Consider the following 22,338-nt stretch of genomic DNA (forward strand, 5'->3'; position numbering starts at 1 on the left):
TCCGGGAGCGAAGGGGCACAAGCGAGCCATGGCCAAACAGAACGTCGCCGAGCAGTTCGTCGACATCCTCGTCCGCGCGGGCGTGCGCCGCCTCTACGGTGTCGTCGGCGACAGCCTCAACCCGGTCGTGGACGCCGTCCGCCGCAACGCCGCCATCGACTGGATCCACGTACGCCACGAGGAGACCGCCGCCTTCGCCGCCGGCGCCGAGGCCCAGATCACCGGCAAGCTCGCCGCCTGCGCCGGCTCCTGCGGCCCCGGCAACCTGCATCTGATCAACGGCCTGTACGACGCCCACCGCTCCATGGCCCCGGTGCTCGCGCTCGCCTCCCACATCCCCTCCAGCGAGATCGGCCTCGGCTACTTCCAGGAGACCCACCCGGACCGGCTGTTCCAGGAGTGCAGCCACTACAGCGAGCTGATCTCCAGCCCGAAGCAGATGCCCCGGCTGCTGCAGACCGCCATCCAGCACGCGGTGGGGCAGCAGGGGGTGAGCGTGGTGTCGCTGCCCGGGGACATCGCCGCCGAGCCCGCCCCGGAGAAGGCGGCGCAGAGCGCGCTCGTCACCTCCCGGCCCACCGTGCGGCCCGGGGACGCCGAGATCGACCGGCTGGCGGAGATGATCGACGCGGCCGGCAAGGTCACCCTGTTCTGCGGCAGCGGCACGGCCGGCGCGCACGCCGAGGTCATGGAGTTCGCCGGCAAGATCAAGTCACCGGTGGGCCACGCGCTCAGGGGCAAGGAGTACATCCAGTACGACAACCCCTTCGACGTCGGGATGAGCGGACTGCTCGGCTACGGCGCCGCCTACGAGGCCACCCACGAGTGCGACCTGCTGATCCTGCTCGGCACCGACTTCCCGTACAACGCCTTCCTGCCCGACGACGTGCGCATCGCCCAGGTCGACGTGCGGCCCGAGGTGCTCGGCCGCCGCTCCCGGCTCGACCTCGCCGTCTGGGGCGACGTACGCGAGACGCTGCGGTGCCTGATCCCGCGGGTGAAGGAGAAGACGGACCGGCGCTTCCTCGACCGGATGCTGAGGAAACACGCCGACGCGCTGGAGGGTGTGGTCAAGGCCTACACCCGCAAGGTCGACAAGCACATCCCGATCCACCCCGAGTACGTGGCCGCCGTACTGGACGAAGTCGCCGACGACGACGCGGTGTTCACCGTCGACACCGGGATGTGCAACGTCTGGGCCGCCCGCTACATCACGCCCAACGGCCGCCGCCGGATCATCGGCTCGTTCTCCCACGGGTCCATGGCGAACGCGCTGCCGATGGCGATCGGCGCCCAGTTCACCGACCGGCGCCGGCAGGTGGTGGCGATGTCCGGGGACGGCGGTTTCTCCATGCTGATGGGCGACTTCCTCACGCTCGTGCAGTACGACCTGCCGGTGAAGGTGGTGCTGTTCAACAACTCCTCGCTCGGCATGGTCGAGTTGGAGATGCTCGTCGCGGGCCTGCCCTCGTACGGCACCGCCAACACCAACCCGGACTTCGCCGCCGTGGCCCGGGCCTGCGGTGCCCACGGCGTGCGGGTGGAGAAGCCCAAGCAGCTCGCCGGGGCGCTCAAGGAGGCCTTCAAGCACAAGGGACCGGCCCTGGTGGACATCGTCACCGACCCCAACGCCCTGTCCATCCCCCCGAAGATCAGCGCCGAGATGGTCACCGGATTCGCGCTGTCCGCCTCCAAGATCGTGCTGGACGGCGGGGTCGGCCGGATGCTCCAGATGGCCCGCTCCAACCTGCGGAACGTGCCACGCCCGTAAGTGCCCCGACGGGGGAGCACATTTCGGCCAGTTTCACCGGGTGTGACGGCGTACCGGCCACGGGTGCCGGACGGGGCCCGGCCGCCGTCCCGGGGTCTCGGTGGCGTCCTGCGGCGTCCGTGGCGTCCGGTGCGTGGCGGCGGAGCGGTGCCCCGGGCGGCCGGGACCCTGTGCGGATATGGCCGAACCGCCGGTCATCGGGCATAGGTCAGGACTGCCCCGGTGTCCGCTGGGCAAGCATCCCCCGTGAACGTGTTCGACCAGGAGGGGCAGGGACCGGCGGCGTGCGGGCGGGGGTCATGAAGAGGCAGGCACGAGGGGGCGGTCCGATGACCGTCGAGGCCTACTCGGCGACAGCGGGGGACCAGACGGACACCATCACCGACGACGCGCGACGGCTTCGGCGCAGGCTGGGCCGGGCGGACCTCCGAGCGGTACCGGAGGCCCGCCGGGCGCTGCGCGAACTGCTGCGGCACTGGGGCAGACCGGGCCGCTCGGAGATAGCCGAACTGCTCACCAGCGAACTCGTCACCAACGCGATCGTCCACACCGACCACGACGCCGTCCTGACGGCCGTGCTGGAACCGGACGGACTGCGCGTGGAGGTACGGGACTTCGTGGCCCGCAGACCCGAGCGGCACACCCCGGACACGGACGACGACACCCACGGCCGGGGCCTGGTGCTGGTCGAGTCCCTGGCCGACGCCTGGGGCGTACGGCCGCACGGGGTGGGCAAGTCGGTGTGGTTCGAACTGGGCGCCGAGGCGGCGTGATCCGGTGACACGGCGGGGCGGGGCCGGAGCGGTGACACCCCGGCCCCGTAGGCCGGAGCGGGCACACCCCGGCCCGGTGTCCCCGGCCGGTGGTCAGCCGAGTTGCTGTTCCAGGTCCTTGAGCTTGCGCTCCAGGGAGTCCAGCCGGGGCAGGGCCATGGTGTCGTCCTCGGCCGTGAGGTCGACGGTCAGCGGTTCAGTGGCGCCGCGGACCGGCTGGAGAGAGGGACGAGCGCGTACGGGCAGCGGCTCCGGGGTGGATATGGCGGGCTCCGCGGTCGCCGCCGGGGCGGAACCGCGCTCCACCGGCTGCACCTCGGCCTGCCGGCCGGTGCCCCGGCCGGTGAAGCCGGGCCGGCCCCGGCTGATCGCCTTCAGCCGGGCCCGCTCCACGCGCTGCTGGTCGCGCCTGCGCCGCCGGGCCTCCTCCTTCTGCCGCTTGTCCTCGCGGACCTCCTCGACCGCCTCGTCCAGGCTGCGCACGCCCTCCAGGAGCATCAGCGACCAGGCCCGGTAGGTCTCGCGGGGCGCCCGCACCCAGCGCACGATCCGGATCTGCGGCAGCGGGCGCGGCACCAGGCCCTGCTCGCGCAGCGCGGCCCGGCGGGTCTGCTTCAGCGCCCGGTCGAACAGCACGGCGGCCGACAGGGACATGCCGGAGAAGAACTGCGGGGCGCCGGCGTGGCCCGCGCCGCGGGGCGCGTGCACCCAGTTGAACCAGGCCGCGGCCGCGGCGAACAGCCACACGAGCAGCCGGGAGCCGAGGGCGGCGTCACCGTGGCTCGCCTCGCGCACGGCGAGGACGGAGCAGAACATCGCCGCACCGTCCAGCCCGAACGGCACCAGGTACTGCCAGCCGCCGCTCAGCCCGAGGTTCTGTTCGCCGAAGCCGACCAGGCCGTGGAAGGACAGGGCCGCCGCCACCGCCGCACAGCAGAACAGCAGCACGTAGGAGGCCGTGCCGTAGAGGGCCTCCTTGCGCCGTCGGCGCTCCTCGCTGCGCTCCCAGGAGTCGTCCGCGCCCGCGTCCTCCCCGGAGGAGCGCTTGCCGCGCGCGAGCACCGCCACTGCCACCAGCATGCCCAGGAGCAGGACGGCGCCCGGAAGCAGCCAGTTCAGCGATATGTCGGTCAGTCTCATCAGGGTCCCTTGCATGGGGATAGGGCGTGACGCCCGCCATAGTGGCCCATTCCCGACGGCCCTCAGGGGGTTTCGGGGCAAGAGGCCGCCAAGGGAGTGCGCGAGGGATGCCCAGGGCGGCGTTCTGCTCGAACTGCCGCTTGAGGGGCGGGAGTTGAGTTCGAACAGACTACCCGTACGGGTGGTCGTGGGAGAAGTTTCCGCGACGGGTGGGGCGGTTGTGCCCAGCCGGAACGATTCCTCAACCCGCCGTGGCCGCGGTGAGCCTGGCGATCCTCTCGCCGTCCCGGGTGCGCGGACACGTCACACAGGTGTCCTGCGGGCGAACGGTGTAGAACATGCAGCAGCTCGCCCGGTCCCGGGTGGGCAGCCGGGTGCCGTCCGGGGCGGTCAGCGTCCGGAACCCGGCCGAGCCGGCGTACGGCGGGGTCGTCCCCGGCAGCAGCAGCTCCAGTTCCCGTACGGCCCGGTCCGCCTCCTCGGCACCGGCCAGCCCGGCGACGTACCACAGCCCCTCCACGGCCTCGTCCGTCGCCATGCCCCACAGCGCGCGCCCGCGCCGCCGCATCCGGGGCCCGAAGGCCGCGAGCACCGGCTCCAGATGCTCGGCCACGGCCGCGCGCACCTCGGCCCGCAGCGCCTCCTCGTCCGGTACGACGACCGTGCCGGGCAGCGCGGCGGCGGGATCGCCCGGCAGACAGGCGACGGACACCGGGCGGCGTACGGCCATCCGGCCGGCCGCGCGGTCGTAGCGGACGTGGGTCACGGGCAGCCGGGGCACCCGGCGGTGCCAGAACCACGGGACGGTGATCAGCAGACAGGCGGCCCAGGCATAGCGGTGCAGGCCGAAGCTCGCGACGACGTCCGGGCGGGCCGGGTGGCCGTAGTCCCGCTCCACCTGCGCCGCGTCCCAGGCCAGGAAGGCGTCCAGCGCCGCGCCGCCCGCCGCGAGCTCCGCGGCGCCGACCCAGCCGGGGCCGCCGGGCCCCGGGTCGCCCGGGCCCAGCTCGGTCACGGTCAGCCCCGGAAAGGCCGCGCCGAGGCGGTCGTAGGCGGCGGTGAGCGGCGAGGCCGCAGCGGGCATGGCGGAACCACCGATCCTTGGACGCGTCCGCGGGCGCGGACCGAGCTGTACAGGTAAGCCTTACCTTACTCAGATATGGCGGAGTTTGAACTGCCGCCCGGTGCGCCTAAGGTGCTTGACGGACAACCGACAACCCGTCGTCAATGACCCCAAGTACCGACAAGCCGCCAGGAGGACCCGTGAAGCAGGGCGTGCAGGGCTCCCCGGGCCGGCCGGTCACGGCCGCGGGCGGGCCCGCCCCCGCCGTGCGGCCGGTTCCGGTCCAGCGCTCCTCGGTGCGCGGGCAGATCCTGGACGCGCTGCGCACCGCGCTCGTCACCGGCGACCTGCGGCCGGGCGAGGTGTACTCGGCGCCGGTGCTCGGGGAGCGCTTCGGCGTCTCGGCCACGCCGGTACGGGAGGCCATGCAGCAGCTCGCGCTGGAGGGCGCCGTCGAGGTCGTGCCCAACCGCGGCTTCCGGGTGGTCGAGCGCGGGGCGCGGGAGCTGGCCGAGCTGGCGGAGGTGCGCGCGCTCATCGAGGTGCCGGTGATGGTACGGCTCGCCCGTACGGTGCCGGCCGAGCGGTGGGCCGGGCTGCGGCCGCTCGCGCAGGAGACGGTGCGGGCGGCGGCCACGGGCTGCCCGGCGGACTACGCCGAGTCCGACCGCGCCTTCCACGGGGCGCTGCTCGCCCTCGCGGGCAACGAGCAGCTGGTCCGGATCGCCGAGGACCTGCACCGGCGGGCGCAGTGGCCCCCGGTCCGGCGGGGCAGGGCCGCCCTGGTCGCCGACGCGGCCGAACACATGGCCCTGCTGGACGCGTTGGCGGCCGGGGACGTGGAGGCTGTGCGGGGGCTGGTGCGCCGGCATTTCGCCGGCGTGAGCTGAGCCTACGCCGGGTGGCCCGCCGGGCGGCGGCTACGGCGGCGGGGTGCGGGCTACGACGGCGGGGTGCGGGCTACGACGGCGAGGCGCGGCTACGACGGCGGGGCGCGGCTTCGGCGGCGGGCCGCAGGCCATGACGGCGGGGCGCGGACTATGACGCCGGGCCGCGGGCTTCGGCGGCGGAGTGCGGGGCTATGACGCCGGGGTGCGGGGCGACGACGGCGGGGCGCAGGCTATGACGCCGGGGTGCGGGGCGACGACGGCGGGGCGCAGGCTATGACGGCGGGGTGCGGGGCGACGACGGCGGGGCGCAGGCTATGACGGCGGGGTGCGGGCTATGACGCCGGGCCGCGGGCTTCGGCGGCGGAGTGCGGGGCTATGACGCCGGGGTGCGGGGCGACGACGGCGGGGCGCAGGCTATGACGGCGGGGTGCGGGCTACGGCGGCGGGGCGCGGCTTCGGCGGCGGGCCGCGGGCTATGACGCCGGGCCGCGGGCCGTCTGCCGGGTGCGGGTCCGTCGTGGCCGGTCGCGCAGTTCCCCCAGTTCCCCGCGCCCCTGGGACGTCGCCGCCGACGTGCCCCGAAAGGGGCGCGGGGAACCGCGCGGGCAAGCCCCACGCACCGGCGCCCGGCAACGCACCCCGATCACCCCGCCCCCGCCCCGTCGGCCGCCCTACGCCGTGGCCACCCCCGGCGCCGGCGGCGCCAGTTGGCGTGCCAGCCACGTCGGGACGCCGCCCAGGAGCCGGAACAGCCGCCGGGCCTCCTCCCGCAGCCGGGACGCCTCCGGTTCCTCCTCGGTGTCCGCCAGGGACACCAGCGCCGGCGCCGTGCCCACCAGATAACCCAGCTCCTCCCGGATCCGCAGGGACTCGGCGAAGCCGTGCCGCGCGTCGGTCAACTCCCCGTCCCGCAGGGCGAGTCCGGCCAGATGCCGCCAGGTGAACGACAGCAGCAGCGCGTCGGCGTGCGCCCCCGCCGCCGCGTGCGCCCGGCGGTACGCGGCGCGGGCCGCCTGCGGGGAGCGGGCCAGGTTCTCGGCGACCAGCCCCCGGCGGAAGTCCAGCAGCGCCCGCCCCCGCGATCCCGGAGGGAGCAGCGCCGCCGCCCGGCCCAGCGCGGCCCGCGCCTCGTCCGCGCGGTCCCGGACGCCGTGCAGCGTGGCCGTGTAGGCGAGCTGGCCCCGCTCGCAGGCGGCAGCCCCCCGCTCCTCGTCGGTGTGCGCCAGCGCCTCCGCCGTGCGCAGCGCGTCCTCCGCCTCCGCCCAGCCCCGCTCGGTGTACAGACACCGTTCGACCAGCAGCGCGGCCCGTTGCAGGGCCGGGGCGGCCCGGTCGGCCGGCAGCAGGGCCGCCGCGTCGGCCCAGCAGGCCCGGCTGCGCAGCCGCCATACCGCGGTCTGGACAGGATCGTCATCGGTCGTTCCATCACCAGACATGGCGGTATGCGCCACGTTGCCCTCCCCATGCACGCCATCGAGCTGTTGAGTGGTGGCGGCATTCCAGCACCAATCGCCGGGCCCGGCCAAGAGGATGGGTGAAAAATTTCACAAAGTAGGGGGACGCGGGCGGGGCCGGGCCGGCCGCCGCGCGCCCCCCGCCGGCCTCAGCTCATGCGCAGGGCGAGGAAGAAGTCCAGCTTGTCCTCCAGCCGGGACAGGTCCCGCCCCGTCAACTGCTCGATCCGCCCGACCCGGTAGCGCAGCGTGTTGACGTGCAGGTGGAGCCGGGTGGCACAGCGGGTCCAGGAGCCGTCGCAGTCCAGGAACGCCTCCAGGGTCGGGATCAGCTCGGCCCGGTGCCGCCGGTCGTAGTCCTTCAGCGGGTCCAGCAGCCGCGCGGTGAAGGCGCGGCGGACGTCGTCCGGGACGAAGGGGAGCAGCAGCACATGGCTGGCCAGTTCCTGGTGGCCGGCCGCGCAGACCCGGCCGGTGCGGGCGGCGGCGACCCGGCGGGCGTGCCGGGCCTCCTCCAGGGCGCCGCGCAGGCCCTCCGCCGAGTGCACGGCCGCGCTGACGCCGAGGGTGAGCCGGCCGTCGTCGTCCAGGCCCGCCGACAGCGGCTCGCGCACCGCCTGGAGCAGGGAGTCGGCGAGCAGCCCGGCCTCCGAGCCGTCGTGTTCGGCGGTGACCGAGGGCAGCGGGACCAGGGCGACCGCCTCGTCCCCGGTGTGCGCGACGGCGATCCGGTCGGAGGGCTCCGGGCCGGTCGCCAGCGGGTCGACCAGCACCTCCTCCAGCAGGGACTGGGCGACCTGGCCGCCGTCGACCTGCCGGCCGCCCTCCCACTCCACGCGGGCCACCACGACCTGCCAGTGCGGGGCCGCGCCGAGCCCGGGCAGCAGCACCGGCGCCGCCACCCGGAGCCGGGCGGCTATCTCGGCGGGCGCGGCGCCGGTCTGCACCAGCTCCAGCACCTCCTGGGCGAGCCGGCGCCGGACCGTGCGGGCCGCGTCCCTGCGGTCGCGTTCGACGGCGATCAGCTGGGTGACGCCCTGGAGCAGGTCCAGCCGCTCCCCGGGCCAGTCGCCCGCGTCCGCCTCCACGGCCAGCAGCCAGTCCGACAGGACCGTCTCCCGCACGTCGCGGGCGGCCTGCGGGGAGCGGCCGGAGGAGCGGATGGGGAACAGGGAGTAGGTGGTGCCGGACAGCTGGACCCGGTGCGGGCCGCGGCGGCCGGTGCGGCTGGCCGCCAGGTGCTCGGCGGCCAGCCGGGTGCAGGTCTCGGCGGGCAGCGCCGGGCCCGCCACCTTGGAGCCGGCGATCAGCCGGCCGGTGGGGGAGAGCACCCAGGCGCGCAGGTCCAGGTCGGAGCCGAGCAGGTCCAGGACCACGTCCGGGCCGCCGCCCGCCGGGCCCGAGGTCATCATCCGCCGGTGCCGGTCCACCACCGCGGCCAGGTCCCCGGCCCGCTCGCCGGAGACCTGCCGGACCACGTGCTCGGTGATCGTGGCGAACGCCACCGACTCGTGCACCGCGAACAGCGGCAGCCGGTGCCGGGCGCAGGCCAGCACCAGGTCCTCCGGCACATCGCCCAGCTCCGCCTCGCCGGCCGCGAGGGCCGCCACCCCGGCCTGGGCCAGGATGCGGACGAAGGGGTCGGAGTCCGCGGCGTCCCTGCGCCAGGCCAGGCCCGTCAGCACCAGCTCGCCGCCGGAGAGGTAGCGGCTCGGGTCGCGCAGGTCGGTGGTCATGACCCCGCGTACCGCGCGGTCCAGCTCGTCCTCGCCGCCGAGCAGCCGCAGGCCCAGCGCATCGGTGTCCAGCAGTGCGCGCAGCCGCATCTCGTCGCCGCCGTTCTTTGTCTCGAAACCTACGATGGATCTTGGGAGGTGGGCCCGGGGCCGTCCCGGGGCACCCGGAACCGGACGCCCGGGGAGGCGTGGCGCGGTGCTCCGCGCTGTTTCCCGCGTTTCCCCAGGAAATCGGAGAGGTTACCGGTGGCCTCCGTTCATACGAATCTACAAGATGCCTGCCCTGGCCAGCCAACTCCTTCATGGTTTCGGTGACTGACCGGGCCGGAGTACCGGGCGGTCTACTGAGTCCACTCCGCGTGAACAGCACATGAACGAGCCGCGCCCGCCGCACACGGATTGGCTCGATCCGCACGACTCACGAGACGAAGAAGAGAGCCGGTCATGGACTTCCTTCGCCCCGCCAGCCGGGAGGAGGCGCTCGCCGCGAAGGCCGAGCACCCCACCGCTGTGCCGATCGCGGGCGGCACCGATGTCATGGTCGAGATCGACTTCGGCCACCGGCGGCCCGAGTACCCGCTCGACCTGAACTGCGTCGGCGAACTCTACGAGTGGGAGCCCGGCGGGCAGAGCGTGCGACCGTGCGCCCGTGTCCCGTACCGCGCGATCACGCGGAGTCTCCGTGCCGAGCCGCCGGGCCCCGCGCTCGCCTCGCACCCGGTCGCCTCCCCGCGGATCCGCGACCGCGGCGGCTTCGGCGGCAACCTCGGCACGGCCTCGCCGGCCGGCGACGTCCACCCCGCCCTCCTCGCGGCCGGCGCCGAGGTCGAGGTGGCGTCGGCGGCCCGCGGGACGCGGCTGATCCCCGTCGACGCGTCCCGTACGGGCGTCGAGCGCAACGCGCGCGGCCCGGACCCTCTGATCCCCACCATCCTCGACACGCCGGCCATGCCGGTCGACGTGCTCGAACTCGCCGACGAGCACGCCCCGTACGGGGTGCGCGGCGCCGGCGAGGCCCCGACCCTGTCGTCCGCCCCGGCCGTCCTCGCGGCGATCCGGGACGCGACGGGTCTCCAACTCGACCGAACGCCGGTACGTCCCGAGCACCGCACGGGAACCGTGTAGCCCGCAGGGGCCGCGACCGGTGCTTTTCCGGGGGGATCCGTCCCCCCGGCCCCACTGTTCGTCTCGGGCCGTCCCCCGGGTCGACTCATCCCAAATCCCGTGCCGCACAGGCGCGTGCGGGTGTCCCTATGAACCTTGGGAGTTGGCCCATGACCCACCAGTCAGTGGAGCCCAGGACCGCCGCCGAGGACGCGGGCGAAGGCAGCCGCGTCCCCGCAGGCCGGTCCTGGCTCGACCGGTACTTCCACATATCCAGAAGAGGATCCACGGTCGCCCGGGAAGTGCGCGGCGGCATCACCACCTTCATGGCGATGGCGTACATCCTCCTGCTCAACCCGCTCATCCTGTCCGGCAAGGACGCGGCGGGGGACACGCTCGGCCAGAAGGCGCTGATCACCGCGACGGCGTTCGCGGCGGCCCTCACCACACTGCTCATGGGCTTCGTCGGCAAGGTGCCGCTCGCCCTCGCCGCCGGCCTGTCCGTCTCCGGTGTCCTGTCCACCCAGGTCGCCCCCGAGATGACCTGGCCGCAGGCCATGGGCATGTGTGTGATGTACGGCGTGATCATCATGCTGCTCGTCGTCACCGGCCTGCGCGAAATGATCATGAACGCGATTCCGCTCGCGCTCAAGCACGGCATCACGATGGGCATCGGCCTGTTCATCGCGTTCATCGGTTTCTACAAGGCCGGCTTCGTCCACCAGGGCAAGGGCGGCCCCGTCACCCTCGGCCCAGCCGGTGAACTCACCGGCTGGCCGGTCCTGTTGTTCGCCGGCACCCTGCTGCTGATCTTCATGCTCCAGGCCCGGAACTTCCCCGGCGCCATTCTCATCGGCATCGTCAGCGGCACCGTCGTCGCCCTGATCCTGAACACCGCCGGTGTCATCGACCCCGGGCAGTGGGCCAACGGCACGCCCGAGCTGCACGGCAGCGCGGTCTCCATGCCCGACTTCTCGCTCTTCGGCGACGTCGAGTTCGGCGGCTGGGGCGAGGTCGGCGCGATGACCGTCGGGATGATCGTCTTCACCCTGGTGCTGGCCGGCTTCTTCGACGCGATGGCCACCATCATCGGCGTCGGCACCGAGGCCGACCTCGCCGACGACAAGGGGCGGATGCCGGGCCTGTCCAAGGCGCTGTTCATCGACGGCGCCGGCGGTGCCATCGGCGGTGTGGCGGGCGGTTCCGGCCAGACGGTGTTCGTGGAGTCGGCCACCGGTGTCGGCGAGGGCGCCCGCACCGGGCTCGCCTCGGTCGTCACCGGCCTGTTCTTCGCGGCCTGCCTGTTCTTCACCCCGGTCACCGCGATCGTGCCGCAGGAGGTCGCCTCCGCCGCCCTGGTCGTCATCGGCGCCATGATGATGATGAACGCCCGGCACGTGGACTGGGCCGACCGCGCCACCGCCATCCCGGTCTTCCTGACCGTCGTGCTGATGCCGTTCACGTACACCATCACCACCGGTGTCGCCGCGGGCGTCATCTCCTACGTCGCCATCAAGGTGGCCCAGGGCAAGGCGCGCGAGATCGGGGCCTTCATGTGGGGTCTGACGGTGGTGTTCCTCGTCTACTTCGCCCTCAACCCCATCGAGGGCTGGCTGGGAGTCCACTGACCTTCACGCCCCCGGGGTGCGTGGGGGCGCCGTGAACGAGCCGTGCCGGCAGGCGCCACGGACGGGCACATCCGTCCGGAAGCGCTCCCGGCACGGCGACGAGGATGCCCTGGCCGTCGGCCCGACCGGCGGCGTCAAGGGCGTCCTCGTCACACCGGTCCGGGCGGACGGTCCCGCCCGGACCGGTGTGCGCGACCGCGCCGGCCGTCGCCGCCAAGGGGAGGCGGCGACGGCCGCGCGGATCGCCAAGGCCACGAGGCCGGGCCTTCCGGGTCCGCTTCGACGGCGTCCGGGGTGTGCGGCGTGGGGCGTGTGCGGCAGGCAGCCTGGTTCAGGGCGTTTCGGCAGCTGGTCCGCCGTGCGGTGGTGTCGACGGCGGCCTGGTCGTACCGATCCGGGCGTGCGGTCTCGTTCGGCCAGTGCGCGCCCGGGTCCGCTTCGACGGCGTCCGGGGTGTGCGTCCGTCGCCCGAGGGCCGTCCGGAGGTCGGGGTGTGCGGCGTGGGGCGTGTGCGGTAGGCAGCTCAGTTCAGGGCGTTTCGGCGGCCGGTCCGCCGTGCGGTGGTGTCGACGGCGGCCTGGTCGTACCGATTCGGGCGTGCGGTCTCGTTCGGCCAGTGCGCGTGGCCGTGTGGATGGCCGGGGAACGACCGCGGCGGAGCCTTCCGGGTCCGCTTCGACGGCTCCCGAGGCACACGTCCGTCGCCCGAGGAGCGTTCGGAGGGCGGGGCGTGCGGCGTCAGATGTGTACGACAGGCGGCCCGCTCAGGGGCGTTCCAGCAGCCGGTCCGCCGCGCGGCCGAACAGCAGGCGGGACGCGCGTTCCAGGGCTCCGTCGAAGACCCGCGGCAGGAGGGCGACCCGCAGTTCCTCCCGCCACACCACCCGGCTGCCGCCCCCGGGGCCGGGCCGGACCTCGATCTCCGCCCAGCCCAGGACCACCCGCCCCCGCTTCTCCAGCCGGCACAGCCCGCCCTCCTCACCGGCCGGCGGGCGCCAGCGCGTCACCTCCATCACGTCGTCCACGGCGAACGGGCCGAGCCCGGACCGGGCGACGAACCGTGTGCCCGCGCGAGTCGGCGGGGGCGTGAGCACCCTGATGCGGGTCAGCGGGACGGCACCGGCGTGGCGCGGCCACTCGGTGAGCCGGCGCCATGCCTCGTCCGGCGGGAGGGGCACCGTACGCGTGAGGGAGAAAGGGGGCACGGCACGATCGTAGGCACCGCCGGTCCGTCGTGCCGGGGCGCGTCCGCCGCGGGAGCTACGGGCGGTACACCTTGCCGGGCTCCGCCTTGCCGGGGGCCAGCAGTTGGGGGACCGTCACGAAGACGTAGCCGCGCTGCTTCAGCCCGTCGATGACGCCGGGCACGGCCGGCACGGTCCCGGGGTAGATGTCGTGCAGCAGGATGATGCCGTCCCGGGACGACTGGTCCAGGACGCGCTTGGTGATGAGCGCCGAGTCGTCGGTCGTGTAGTCCTTGGCGGTCACGCTCCACAGCACCTCCGCCAGGCCCAGCTCCTTGCAGATCTCGTGCACGTTGGAGTCGGTGCGGCCCTGCGGCGGGCGCATCAGGGTCGGCTTGTGCCCGGTGAGCTTCTCGATCGCCTCGTTGGGCCGGTTCAGCTCCTCACGTATCTCCTTGTCCGATATCTTGGTGAGGATCTTGTGGTCCCAGGTGTGGCTGGCGACCTCGTGGCCCTCCGCCGCCATCCGCTTGACCAGCTCCGGGTACTTCTCGATGTGCCGCTTGCCGAGCAGGAAGAAGGTGGCCGGGACCTTCTTCTCCTTCAGGATGTCGAGCAGCCGCGCCGAGTTCTCGCTGGGCCCGGCGTCGAAGGTGAGCGCGATGCACTTGGCCTTGCGGCAGTCGACGCTGCCGAACTTGGCCGGCGCGCCGTGTGCCGCCTCGGCGCGGACGGTGCTCGGGGCGGTCGTGTCGACCTGGGCGCAGCCGGCCAGGGTCAGCGTCAGGCCGGCCGCGGCCGCCGCGCAGGCGAGGGCCCGGCGGCGCAACCTCCGGCCCGTTCCCTGCATCTTCCTGGGCGCGTGCTGCGGCGTGACGGTCGTGTCGGTCAAGAGTGGCATGCCGGGACTATACACTGCGTGTATAGTGCAACTGTTCGAACCTGTTGGGTGAAACCGGGCAAAGTCCCCGTGCACACCAGTAGTACCGGACGGGTACTCCGAGTAACCTCAAGGACCATGACGCGCACGGGGGAGCGAGTCGGCACGGCACGGTTACGGACACCCGCCTGGATCGCGCGCATCGAGACGCCGGACGGGCGGGTCCTCGGTGCGGGGGTGCTCCTCGCGCCCGAACGGGTCCTCACCGCCGGCCATGTCGTCCGGCCCGGCCACCACTACACCGTCCGCCTGGTCGGCGTGCCCGGCCTCGGCCCCGTCACCGCCACCGTCCGCCCCGACGAGCACGTGCCCCAGCGCGAGGACACCTTCGGCGACCGCAGCGGCGACCTCGCCCTGCTGCGCCTGGCACCGCCCCTGCCCCCCGAACACACCACCCGGCTCTACCGCCTCGCCGCCCCGCACGGACCCGTCAGCATGTACGGCTTCCCGGACGGCGACGACGGCGGGCGCTGGCACGGCGCCACCCTGGTCGCCGCCCGCGGCCGGGACAGCCAGGTCCAACTGCGCCCCCTCACCCCAGGCGAACTGGCCGCACCAGGCTTCAGCGGCGGCGGAGTCGTGGACCACGCCACCGACCAGGTCATCGGCATCGTCCTCAGCGTCGACGAGGGACCGGGCTCCGCGTTCAGCTACATGAGCCCCACCGAGACCATCCTCAGCCACCTGCCCCAGGTCGCCGCCTGGACCGACGGCGCCGAAGCCGTCGACCCCCGGCTGCGCACCGGCACCGGCCCCGCCGCCGGCCGGCTCGACGTGCCCTTCGGCACCGAACTCGCCTCCTGGTTCCGCGGCGAGGGCTGGCCGGTGCTCGTCACCGTCGTCCCCGCCGGCGGCGACCGCGCCTTCACCCTCCAGCGCGCCGTCACCCTCGCCGACCGCGAACTGCGCACCCACCGCAACACCAGCGCCGTCAGCCACGACCCGCCCGAGACCGTGCCGCCCGCCGGCGCCCACGACCTCGCCCTGGACGTCGAGGAACTGACCACCGCCCAGGTCATGGACCGGATCGCCGAACGCCTCGGCATCCGCGACGACCCCCGCCCGGAACGTCTCGGCACCCTGCGCCGTCCGCTCGCCGCCGTGCTGGCCGGCGTCGACGAGGCGGCCGAACCCGACACCCTGCTCGCGCTGCTGGACCGGCTCGCCCGGCAGGGCGCCCGGCTGCTGCTGGCCTTCCGCACCCCCGGCGAGCGCGCCGACCGCGCCGCCGAACTGCTCGTCCACCGCCCGCTGCGCGACCGCTGGGCCCGGCTGCGCAGCGAACTCGACCGCATCACCGAGGACTTGGGCCCGGCCCTCGACACCCGACGGGACCGCGTCCTGCCCGGCCCCGGCACCCGCCCGCTGCTGGACCGGGCCGAGGCCGGCGTACGGCGCACCCGGATGCTGCGCGCCTGGGTCGCCCACACCCCCGACCCCGAGCGCGACCCCACCGCCGCCGCCCTGCTGTTCACCTTCGAGGACGCCGTCGCCCGCCGCCGCCGGCGCCTGGAGAACGCCATCGGCCTGCTCGACGCCCGGCTGCGCCGCCGCGCCGAACTCCTCGGCCGCGTCGGCGCCGAATGGCCGCTGTGCCGGCAGCGGGCCGCCGCACACGGCGACCGGGTCATGACGGCGTACCGGCTCTACGAGGAGGCGCTGTCACTGCTGCGGCAGACCCCCTGCGACATCGAGCGGGCCGAGACCGCCGTCGAACGGTTCGTCGGCTTCTGCTCCACCACCGCACCGGAGGAGGAGGGCGCGTCGTGACCTCGTGCGTCCGGCCCGGCTGCACGGGCCGCATCATGGCGACCGGCTACTGCGACACCTGCGGCCACCGGCACGCCGAACCCCGCACCGCACCCCACCCCGGGCCCCGTACGGAACCGCGCCCAGGCCCCCGTACGGGACCGCCCGCACGGCCCCCGGACGCGGCCGCCGCCGAGGAGCCGCCCGGACCGGCGGCCGTGCACGCCGTCGCCGGACTCGGCGAACTCGACCAGCACGGACTGGTGGTCCTGCCCGAGGTCCCCGCCCCCGACGACGTCCTCCTCACCGACCCCCGCCCGCCCACCGGGGGCCGCCGCTGCGGCGCCGGCGGCTGCACCATGACCATCGGCGTCGGCTACGGCGGCCAGCCCGGCCGCGCCACCGGCCGCTGCCCCCGCTGCGGCACGCCCTACTCGCTGCTGCCCCAGCTCGCCCCCGGCGACATCGTCGCCGACCACTACAAGGTGCTCGGCTGCCTCGCCCACGGCGGCCTCGGCTGGATCTACCTCGCCGAGGACACCCGCGCCGACGGCCACCGCGTCGTCCTCAAGGGCCAGATCAACGTCCACGACGTCCTCGCCCGCCACACCGCCGTCGAGGAACGCCGCTCCCTCACCGCCCTGCACCACCCCGACATCGTCCGCATCGTCACCTACGCCGAACACCAGAGCGCCGGTCATCCCGCCACCGGCTACCTCGTCATGGACTACATCGGCGGCCGCTCCCTGCAACAGCTCATGGACGCCGACGACATCGAACGGATCTTCCACGGCCGCCCCCGCCTCGACCACGTCCTCACCTACGGCTGCAAGATCCTCGGCGCCCTCCAGTACATGCACGAACGCGGCCTGCTCTACTGCGACATGAAGCCCGCCAACGTCATCCACTTCGGCCGGGCAGTCAAGGTCGTCGACCTCGGCGCCGTCCGCGCCATCGGCGACCGCGCCTCCGCCTACGTCTACACGCCCGGCTTCGCCCCGCCCAAGGAGGAGATCGACCGCCGCGGCTGGCAGGTCGACAGCGACCTCTACACCGTCGGCATGACCCTCCAGGCCCTGGCCCGCGGCACCGAACCCGCCCCCGGCCTCGCCTCCGACTCCTTCCGCCGCGTCATCGCCCGCGCCACCCACGCCGAACCCCGCGCCCGGTTCCGCTCCGCCGCCGAGATGTCCCGCCAGCTCTGGGAGGTGCTGCGCGAGTTCCGCGCGCTCCGGTTCGGCGAACAACTCCCCGAGAGCTCCACCCTGTTCCGCCCCTCGGGCGCCGGCCTCGACGCCGGACTCGGCGCGATCCCCGCCCTCGGCCACTGGACCCGCCGCACCGGCGACCGGCCCGCAGCCCTGGACGTCTCCCCGCCCCACCCCGCCGAGGTGGCCGGCGCCCTGCCCGAACCCGTCCCCGACCCCGAGGACGGCGCCGCCCTGCTGCTCGACTCCTTCCCGCCCGACGCCCCCGACCGGGTCGCCCGGCAGTGGCCCCGAGAATCCCGCCTCGGCACCCCCGAGACCGCGCTGTGGCTGTGCCGCGCCTACCTGCGCAAGGGCGAGCAGCGAGCGGCGGAGAGCTGGCTCGCCGAGGCCGAGACCCAGCTCGGCGAACGCGCCGCCGCCCACGACTGGCGCATCGCCTGGCACCACGGCGTACTGCACCTCAGCAAGGGCGAGGTCGAGCTGGCCGGCGCCCGCTTCGACGCCGTCCACCAGGCGCTGCCCGGCGAGTACGTGCCCAAGCTCGCCCTCGGCTACTGCGCCGAACACACCGCCGGCACCCGCCCGGCCCGCGCCATGCGGTACTACGAGGCCGTCTGGAGACGGGACTTCGCGCACACCGCCGCCGCGTTCGGCCTGGCCCGCGGCCACCTCGCGGCCGGCGACCGGGACGCCGCCGTACACGTCCTCGACGAGGTCCCCGCCACCTCCCGGCACCACGACGCCGCCCGCGTGGCGGCCGTCCGCATCCGCGCCGGCATCCTGGGCGCCACCCCGCCCACCCCGGCCGACCTGCGCGACGCCGCCCGGCGCCTGCCCGAACTGCGCCTGGACGGCGGCGCCGCCGACGGCGAGTCCCGGGCCCGGCTGGTCGCCGAGGTCCGCGAGAACGCCCTGCACAGCCGCCCCGGCCAGGGCTGGGGGCCGGACTTCCCCGCCGGGGACCTCCTGGGCGACGGCGACGAGGACGGGCTGCGCACCCGGCTGGAGCAGTCCTTCCGGCAGCTCGCCGCGCAGGCCCGCACCGCCGGGGAACACGGCCGGCTGCTCGACCTGGCCCACGCCGTCCGGCCGATGACCACCTTCTGACCCACCCACCAGCTCCGGGAGAGACAGCGATGACCGTGGCCGAGGAGACCGAGGTGACGCTGGAGGTCGGCCAGCGGACGGAACTGCCCGCCCTGCCCGACCCGGCCGGGCCCCACCGCGAACGCGAGATGCACGCCATCCTGGAGATCGGGGTCCGCGGCCCGTCCGGCGCGCCGCACGCCACCCCCGCCCCCGGCACCGGCTCCGCCCTCGCCGAGGTGCTGATCGTCGACACCTCCCGCTCGATGCTCCACCCCCCGGCGAAACTCCACGCGGCCAAGGACGCCACCGTCGCCGCCGTCCGGATGCTGCCCTTCGGCACCGCCTTCGCCGTCCTCGCCGGACGGTTCGACGCCACCGTGGTCCACCCCGGCCCCGGCCGCCAGGTGCTCGCCGTCGCCCGGCCCGGCGAACGCGAGGCCGCCGAACGCGCGGTCCGCCTCCTGGACGCGGACGGCGGCACCGCCATCGGCGCCTGGCTCGACCTCGCCCGGCGGCTGCTCAAGGACCAGCCCGCACCCGTCAAACACGTCCTGCTGCTCACCGACGGCCGCAACGAGCACGACCACCGCTCCCGCCGGCCGCTGGAGACCGTCCTCGACGCCTGCGCGGGCCAGTTCGTCTGCGACGCCTGGGGCATCGGCGACGACTGGGACGCCGAACTGCTGCTGGCCATCACCCGGCGGCTGCACGGCCGCGCCCGCGCCGTCCGCCGGGAGTCCGAACTCACCGCCGCCTACGAGGAACTGATCGCCGGGCTGCTCGGCACGGCGGTGCCCGAACTGCGCATCCGGCTCACCCCGACCACCCCCGGCACGGTGATCCGCCAGGTGAAGCAGGTCGTGCCGAACGAACAGGAGCTGCGACCCGTCCCGGCCGGCCCCGGCGGACGCGCCGCGGAGTACGTCACCCGGGCCTGGGGCGACGAGGTACGGCACTTCCAGGTCGTCCTGACCGCCGACCCCGCCGGCCGGGAGAGCGGCGAGGAACTCCAGCTGGCCGCCGTGGAGATCGTCGTACCCGGCGTACGGCGCCCGCTGCGGCTGCCGCCGCCCCGGCCCATCCTGGTGCGCTGGACCGACGATCCGCTCGACGCCTCCCGGCAGCATCCCGGGGTCCGCCGGCACGAGCTGTACCAGCGGGCGAGCGCCGCCGTCGCCCAGGCGTACCGGGCCTGGCTGCGCGGCGCGGACGGCCGGGAGACGGCGGACCGCGAACTCGCCCGCGCCCTCGCCCTCGCCGCCGAGCTGGGCGACGCCCAACTGCTCGGCGCGCTCCGCCTCATCGAGTCCGCCCCCGGCACCGGCCGCGTCCGCCCCGGCCTGAAGGACGTCGACTGGCAGCACCTCATCCTCTCCAGCGCCCTGACGACACCTCCGGAGCCGCCCTCGGGGGAGGGCCGGAGGGGGCCTGCGGGTGCGGGCGCGGGGCGTGGGGGCACGGCGGGGGAGAGGGGGCAGGCGGCAGGGGTGTCCGGGACGGCGGGCCCGGCGGGGAGGGCGGTGGGGCGGCCGGTGGCGCCGGAATCCGGTGACCCCGGGAGCCGTGACGGCGGCGGGGCGGCCGTGACCGGGGTGGGTGGCGGCGGTACGGGCGGGGGTGGTGCGGTTTCGGGTGGTGCGGTTCCGGGTGCGGGCCGGGGTGGTGTGGCCCCGGACGGCGTGGGGTCGGGTGGTGCGGGCCGGGGTGGTGTGGTCCCGGACGGGGTGGGGCCGGGTGGGGCGGCACCGGCCGGTGCGGGTTCCGGCGGTGCGGGTTCCGGCGGTGCGGGGCTGGTTGACGCGAGCCTTGCCGGGTCGGGGCCGGGCGGGGAAGGTCCGGCCGACGCGGACCCTGCCGACCGGAGCCCGGACTACGCGGCGCCGGACTACGCGGCGCCGGACCACGCGGCGCCGGGCGGCATGGGCGCGGACCGGGCCGGAACGCCCGGATCGCCGGGGCCGGGTGCCGTACGGGCCGCCGGTGCCGGTGCCGTGCCCCGTCCGGGCGCCGCCGGTCCCGCCCTGCCCGTCCGGCCCGACGGGCTGATCGAGTGCCCGGAGTGCCGCTGGCTCGGCCCGGCCGACTCCGTCTACTGCGGAGGCGACTGCGGGCGGCTGCTGAGAGGGGCGTCGGCATGAACCCCGGAAACGCGGGGACACCCGGCGCGGGCGCGGGCGCCGGCTCACCCGGCCATCCACCGTTCGCACCGTCCCCGCAGCACCAACAGGCGCCCCGCTCCCCGGAGTTGTCGACCCGCCGCACCGACCGCCGTACGCCCGGCCGATGGCCCAGGACACTCGCCCGGCTCGTCTCCCGGCTCACCGGAACCGGCACCCGGCCCCCCGACGGCGGCAGCACCACCGCGCGCGACCTGGCCCTCCGGCACCGCCTGCTGCTCGCCCTGTCGGCCCTGCTCACCCTGTCGCTGTTCGTGTCGTACCAGGGCGTGCACGACGACGCGGACCCGCTGCGCACCTCCACCGCCCCGGCCGTGCTGTCCCTGGACACCGCGCTGTACGCGCTCGGCCAGGCCCAGCGGGACGCCGCCCAGCCCGCCCCGACGAGCGACTTCCAGAAGCAGATCTCGGTCGCCGTGCAGAGCCTCGCCGCCGCCGCGGCCGACGACGACCTCGGCGGGCCCGGGGGCCGGCAGGCCCTGCAGACGGTGGCCGGTCTGATCACCGTCTACGCCGACAAGGTTCAGCGGTCCCAACTCCAGCCGGATGGAAGCGTCTTGCGCGAGGCGTACCTCAGCTACGCCACCAGCGTGCTGACGGAGAAGGGCTCCGGCATACAGGACCGGCTGAAGGCCCTGCAACGGCAGCAGCGCGCCGCCGTGCACCGGCAGACCTCCTTCGGCCCGCTGCTGTGGCTCGCCTGGAGCGTCACCCTGCTGCTCGCCCTCGCCCTGACCGCGGCGCTGCTGGAGACCCAGCGCTTCCTGCGCCGCCGCTTCCGGCGCCGCTACAACCGGCACCTCATCGCCGCCGGGCTGCTGTCGCTCGCCGGTGTCGCCGTCACCGCGCTGTTCACCGTGTGGACGCAGGCGGGGATGACCGACACCCGTACCCTGCTCGACCGCCCGCTGTCCGGGCGGCTCATCCCCGACGCGGGGCGGCACACCGCCTCGTACCTGGCCGGCACCGGCTTCCGCGCGGCGGCGGCGGTGTGGATCCTGATAGGAGGCGCCTTGCTGATGGCACTGGCCGAGACGGGCCTCAGGCGGCACATCGACGACTACCGGTTCAGGCCCCGGTGAGCGCGCACCCCGGCGGCCCGGCGACGGCCGCCCCCGGCCCCGGGCCCCGCCGCTCCCGCCGTCCGGCCCGCGTGGTCACCGTGGTGGTGAGCTGCCTGGCCGTCCTGGCGGCGGTGGCCGTGGTGGGCGTACGCGCCCTCGGGAACGAGCCGTCCGTCACCCTGCTGGCCAACTGGACCGGCGGCGACGAGCGCCACTTCCGCGAGGCGGTCGTCGAACCCTTCGAGCGCGAGTACCGCATCCGCGTCGACTACCAGGGCAGCAACGCCGAGAGCCAGGTGCTCGGCGCCGATGTCGAGGCCGGCACACCGCCCGACGTGGTGGTGCTCACCGGTCCCGGCGAACTCGCCGAGTACGCCCGGCAGAAGCACCTCGTGCCACTGGAGAACCTGGTGCGCCGCGAGGACTTCGGCCCGTCCTGGGCCACCCCGCTGGCGGACGGGCACGTGTACTGGTTCCCGCTGAAGGCCGACCTGAAGAGCATCGTCTGGTACCCGGCCGGCCTCGGCGAACGGGAGTTGCGGGACGCCGTGCGCCGGCCGGCCGCGTGGTGCCTCGGCATGGGCTCCGGCGCCACGAGCGGCTGGCCCGGCACCGACTGGATCGAGGACATCCTGCTCCAGCGCCACGGCCCCGCCGTCTACGAACGCTGGGCGAGCGGCGACCTGTCCTGGCGGTCCCCGCAGGTGAGGTCCGCCTGGACGGCCTGGCGCGACCTGATCGGCGCCGGCGGCGACGCGGGCCTGGTCCGGCGGGCCCTGAAGACCCCGTACCAGTCGGCGTCGGATCCGGTCGCCGCCCGCCCGCGCGGCTGCACGCTGGAGCACCAGGCGTCGTTCATCCGCGGCCGGCCCGCCTGGCGGCAGACCGACGGCCGCTACGTCTCCTCCGCCGAGCTGCTCCTCGGGACCGCCCCGCGCGCCTGGGAGGTCTCCGGGGACCTCGTCGCCCTGCTGCACGACACCCCGCAGGCCCGGAAGCTGATCCGCTACCTGGCCTCGGCCGACGCCCAACGGGCCTGGAACGAGGGGGAGTCCGGCTTCTCCGTGCACGCCGGTCTGCCGCCCGCCGCCGACGGCTCAGGATCCGCCTGGCACCGCTCCCTCGCCCGCGTCCTGCGCGACGGGAAGGCGGCGCACTGCTTCGACGCCTCCGACGCCATGCCGCCCGCGGTGCGCGACGCGTTCGCCGAGGCGGCCGTCGAATTCCTCGCCCACCCCGACCGCTTGGACCGGCTGCTGGGCTCCCTGGACACCCTCAGCGGCACCCGGGACCTGACCTGGCTGCCGTCGGTGTGCGACCGGACGTAGCGGCCCGGCACGGGACAGGAGGGCGGGCATTGGAAAG

At 74.8% G+C, this 22,338-nt stretch carries 15 protein-coding genes and 2 pseudogenes; 11 read left to right on the forward strand and 6 right to left on the reverse strand.

Annotation, left to right across the window (positions count from 1 at the left end; genetic code table 11):
• Nucleotides 1-28: 28 nt before the first annotated feature.
• Entirely contained in the window at nucleotides 29-1,771 is a 1,743-nt protein-coding gene (locus tag IE251_RS14800; RefSeq protein ID WP_189753408.1) for a pyruvate dehydrogenase, read from the forward strand.
• A 329-nt stretch (nucleotides 1,772-2,100) separates the two neighbouring features.
• Complete coding sequence (locus IE251_RS14805) at nucleotides 2,101-2,544, forward strand: ATP-binding protein (protein ID WP_030777943.1); 444 nt, start codon at nucleotides 2,101-2,103, stop codon at nucleotides 2,542-2,544.
• A gap of 93 nt (nucleotides 2,545-2,637) precedes the next feature.
• On the opposite strand, the gene IE251_RS14810 is transcribed toward IE251_RS14805, so the two are convergent.
• Entirely contained in the window at nucleotides 2,638-3,684 is a 1,047-nt protein-coding gene (locus IE251_RS14810) for a DUF2637 domain-containing protein (protein WP_189753409.1), read from the reverse strand.
• 241 nt (nucleotides 3,685-3,925) lie between these two features.
• Nucleotides 3,926-4,768 carry a (2Fe-2S)-binding protein gene (locus tag IE251_RS14815; protein WP_189753410.1) on the reverse strand — a complete coding sequence of 281 codons (843 nt, stop codon included), beginning with the start codon at nucleotides 4,766-4,768 and terminating at the stop codon, nucleotides 3,926-3,928.
• A gap of 179 nt (nucleotides 4,769-4,947) precedes the next feature.
• Between IE251_RS14815 and IE251_RS14820 the strand changes: the two genes are divergently transcribed.
• Nucleotides 4,948-5,637 (forward strand): GntR family transcriptional regulator, encoded by a 690-nt coding sequence (locus IE251_RS14820; protein ID WP_229896768.1) that lies wholly within the window; start codon nucleotides 4,948-4,950, stop codon nucleotides 5,635-5,637.
• A gap of 671 nt (nucleotides 5,638-6,308) precedes the next feature.
• On the opposite strand, the gene IE251_RS14825 is transcribed toward IE251_RS14820, so the two are convergent.
• Nucleotides 6,309-7,073 (reverse strand): hypothetical protein, encoded by a 765-nt coding sequence (locus IE251_RS14825; RefSeq protein WP_189753412.1) that lies wholly within the window; start codon nucleotides 7,071-7,073, stop codon nucleotides 6,309-6,311.
• Between the two features lie 167 nt (nucleotides 7,074-7,240).
• Nucleotides 7,241-8,917 carry a PucR family transcriptional regulator gene (locus IE251_RS14830; protein WP_189753413.1) on the reverse strand — a complete coding sequence of 559 codons (1,677 nt, stop codon included), beginning with the start codon at nucleotides 8,915-8,917 and terminating at the stop codon, nucleotides 7,241-7,243.
• Nucleotides 8,918-9,271: 354 nt separating this feature from the next.
• On the opposite strand from IE251_RS14830, the pseudogene IE251_RS14835 reads away from it, so the two are divergent.
• The 3 genes and pseudogenes from IE251_RS14835 to IE251_RS14840 all read left to right on the forward strand — a co-directional run.
• Nucleotides 9,272-9,760 (forward strand): annotated as a pseudogene (locus tag IE251_RS14835) (FAD binding domain-containing protein); the annotation flags it as partial.
• Nucleotides 9,740-9,952 (forward strand): annotated as a pseudogene (locus tag IE251_RS40990) (hypothetical protein); the annotation flags it as partial. The pseudogenes IE251_RS14835 and IE251_RS40990, both read left to right, overlap by 21 nt.
• 149 nt (nucleotides 9,953-10,101) lie before the next feature.
• Nucleotides 10,102-11,559: an NCS2 family permease gene (locus IE251_RS14840; RefSeq protein WP_189753415.1), complete on the forward strand. Its 1,458-nt coding sequence runs from the start codon at nucleotides 10,102-10,104 to the stop codon at nucleotides 11,557-11,559.
• 764 nt (nucleotides 11,560-12,323) lie between these two features.
• On the opposite strand, the gene IE251_RS14845 is transcribed toward IE251_RS14840, so the two are convergent.
• Complete coding sequence (locus tag IE251_RS14845) at nucleotides 12,324-12,764, reverse strand: SRPBCC family protein (RefSeq protein WP_189753416.1); 441 nt, start codon at nucleotides 12,762-12,764, stop codon at nucleotides 12,324-12,326.
• A gap of 55 nt (nucleotides 12,765-12,819) precedes the next feature.
• The gene (locus IE251_RS14850) at nucleotides 12,820-13,593 is read right to left on the reverse strand and encodes a polysaccharide deacetylase family protein (protein WP_229896792.1); all 774 of its coding nucleotides are present in this window, start codon (nucleotides 13,591-13,593) and stop codon (nucleotides 12,820-12,822) included.
• A gap of 168 nt (nucleotides 13,594-13,761) precedes the next feature.
• Here IE251_RS14850 and IE251_RS14855 point away from each other — a divergent pair, with 168 nt between their 5' ends.
• The 5 genes from IE251_RS14855 to IE251_RS14875 are packed head-to-tail and all read left to right on the forward strand — an operon-like array spanning nucleotide 13,762 to nucleotide 22,301.
• Nucleotides 13,762-15,453, forward strand: a complete 1,692-nt coding sequence (locus IE251_RS14855) for a trypsin-like peptidase domain-containing protein (RefSeq protein ID WP_189753418.1) — start codon at nucleotides 13,762-13,764, stop codon at nucleotides 15,451-15,453.
• Entirely contained in the window at nucleotides 15,450-17,750 is a 2,301-nt protein-coding gene (locus tag IE251_RS14860; protein ID WP_189753419.1) for a serine/threonine-protein kinase, read from the forward strand. Before IE251_RS14855 ends, IE251_RS14860 begins: the two co-directional genes overlap by 4 nt.
• 29 nt (nucleotides 17,751-17,779) lie before the next feature.
• On the forward strand, nucleotides 17,780-19,870 hold the full coding sequence (locus tag IE251_RS41000) for a vWA domain-containing protein (protein ID WP_229896769.1): 2,091 nt from the start codon (nucleotides 17,780-17,782) through the stop codon (nucleotides 19,868-19,870).
• On the forward strand, nucleotides 19,867-20,991 hold the full coding sequence (locus IE251_RS14870) for a GlnX family signal transduction membrane protein (protein WP_229896770.1): 1,125 nt from the start codon (nucleotides 19,867-19,869) through the stop codon (nucleotides 20,989-20,991). Before IE251_RS41000 ends, IE251_RS14870 begins: the two co-directional genes overlap by 4 nt.
• Nucleotides 20,988-22,301, forward strand: a complete 1,314-nt coding sequence (locus IE251_RS14875; RefSeq protein WP_189753420.1) for an ABC transporter substrate-binding protein — start codon at nucleotides 20,988-20,990, stop codon at nucleotides 22,299-22,301. The genes IE251_RS14870 and IE251_RS14875 overlap by 4 nt, the downstream gene beginning before the upstream one ends.
• Nucleotides 22,302-22,338 lie beyond the last annotated feature (37 nt).

This window comes from Streptomyces eurythermus (genome assembly GCF_014649115.1).
Classification (GTDB): domain Bacteria; phylum Actinomycetota; class Actinomycetes; order Streptomycetales; family Streptomycetaceae; genus Streptomyces; species Streptomyces eurythermus.

What these genes read in the sequence shown, in the direction of transcription:
- IE251_RS14840 (WP_189753415.1), top strand. Translation starts at nt 10,102, where the DNA reads ATGACCCACCAGTCAGTGGAGCCCAGGACCGCCGCCGAGGACGCGGGC.
- IE251_RS14810 (WP_189753409.1), bottom strand. Translation starts at nt 3,684, where the DNA reads ATGAGACTGACCGACATATCGCTGAACTGGCTGCTTCCGGGCGCCGTC.
- IE251_RS14825 (WP_189753412.1), bottom strand. Translation starts at nt 7,073, where the DNA reads ATGTCTGGTGATGGAACGACCGATGACGATCCTGTCCAGACCGCGGTA.
- IE251_RS14830 (WP_189753413.1), bottom strand. Translation starts at nt 8,917, where the DNA reads ATGCGGCTGCGCGCACTGCTGGACACCGATGCGCTGGGCCTGCGGCTG.
- IE251_RS14870 (WP_229896770.1), top strand. Translation starts at nt 19,867, where the DNA reads ATGAACCCCGGAAACGCGGGGACACCCGGCGCGGGCGCGGGCGCCGGC.
- IE251_RS14855 (WP_189753418.1), top strand. Translation starts at nt 13,762, where the DNA reads ATGACGCGCACGGGGGAGCGAGTCGGCACGGCACGGTTACGGACACCC.
- IE251_RS14815 (WP_189753410.1), bottom strand. Translation starts at nt 4,768, where the DNA reads ATGCCCGCTGCGGCCTCGCCGCTCACCGCCGCCTACGACCGCCTCGGC.
- IE251_RS41000 (WP_229896769.1), top strand. Translation starts at nt 17,780, where the DNA reads ATGACCGTGGCCGAGGAGACCGAGGTGACGCTGGAGGTCGGCCAGCGG.
- IE251_RS14800 (WP_189753408.1), top strand. Translation starts at nt 29, where the DNA reads ATGGCCAAACAGAACGTCGCCGAGCAGTTCGTCGACATCCTCGTCCGC.
- IE251_RS14805 (WP_030777943.1), top strand. Translation starts at nt 2,101, where the DNA reads ATGACCGTCGAGGCCTACTCGGCGACAGCGGGGGACCAGACGGACACC.
- IE251_RS14850 (WP_229896792.1), bottom strand. Translation starts at nt 13,593, where the DNA reads ATGCAGGGAACGGGCCGGAGGTTGCGCCGCCGGGCCCTCGCCTGCGCG.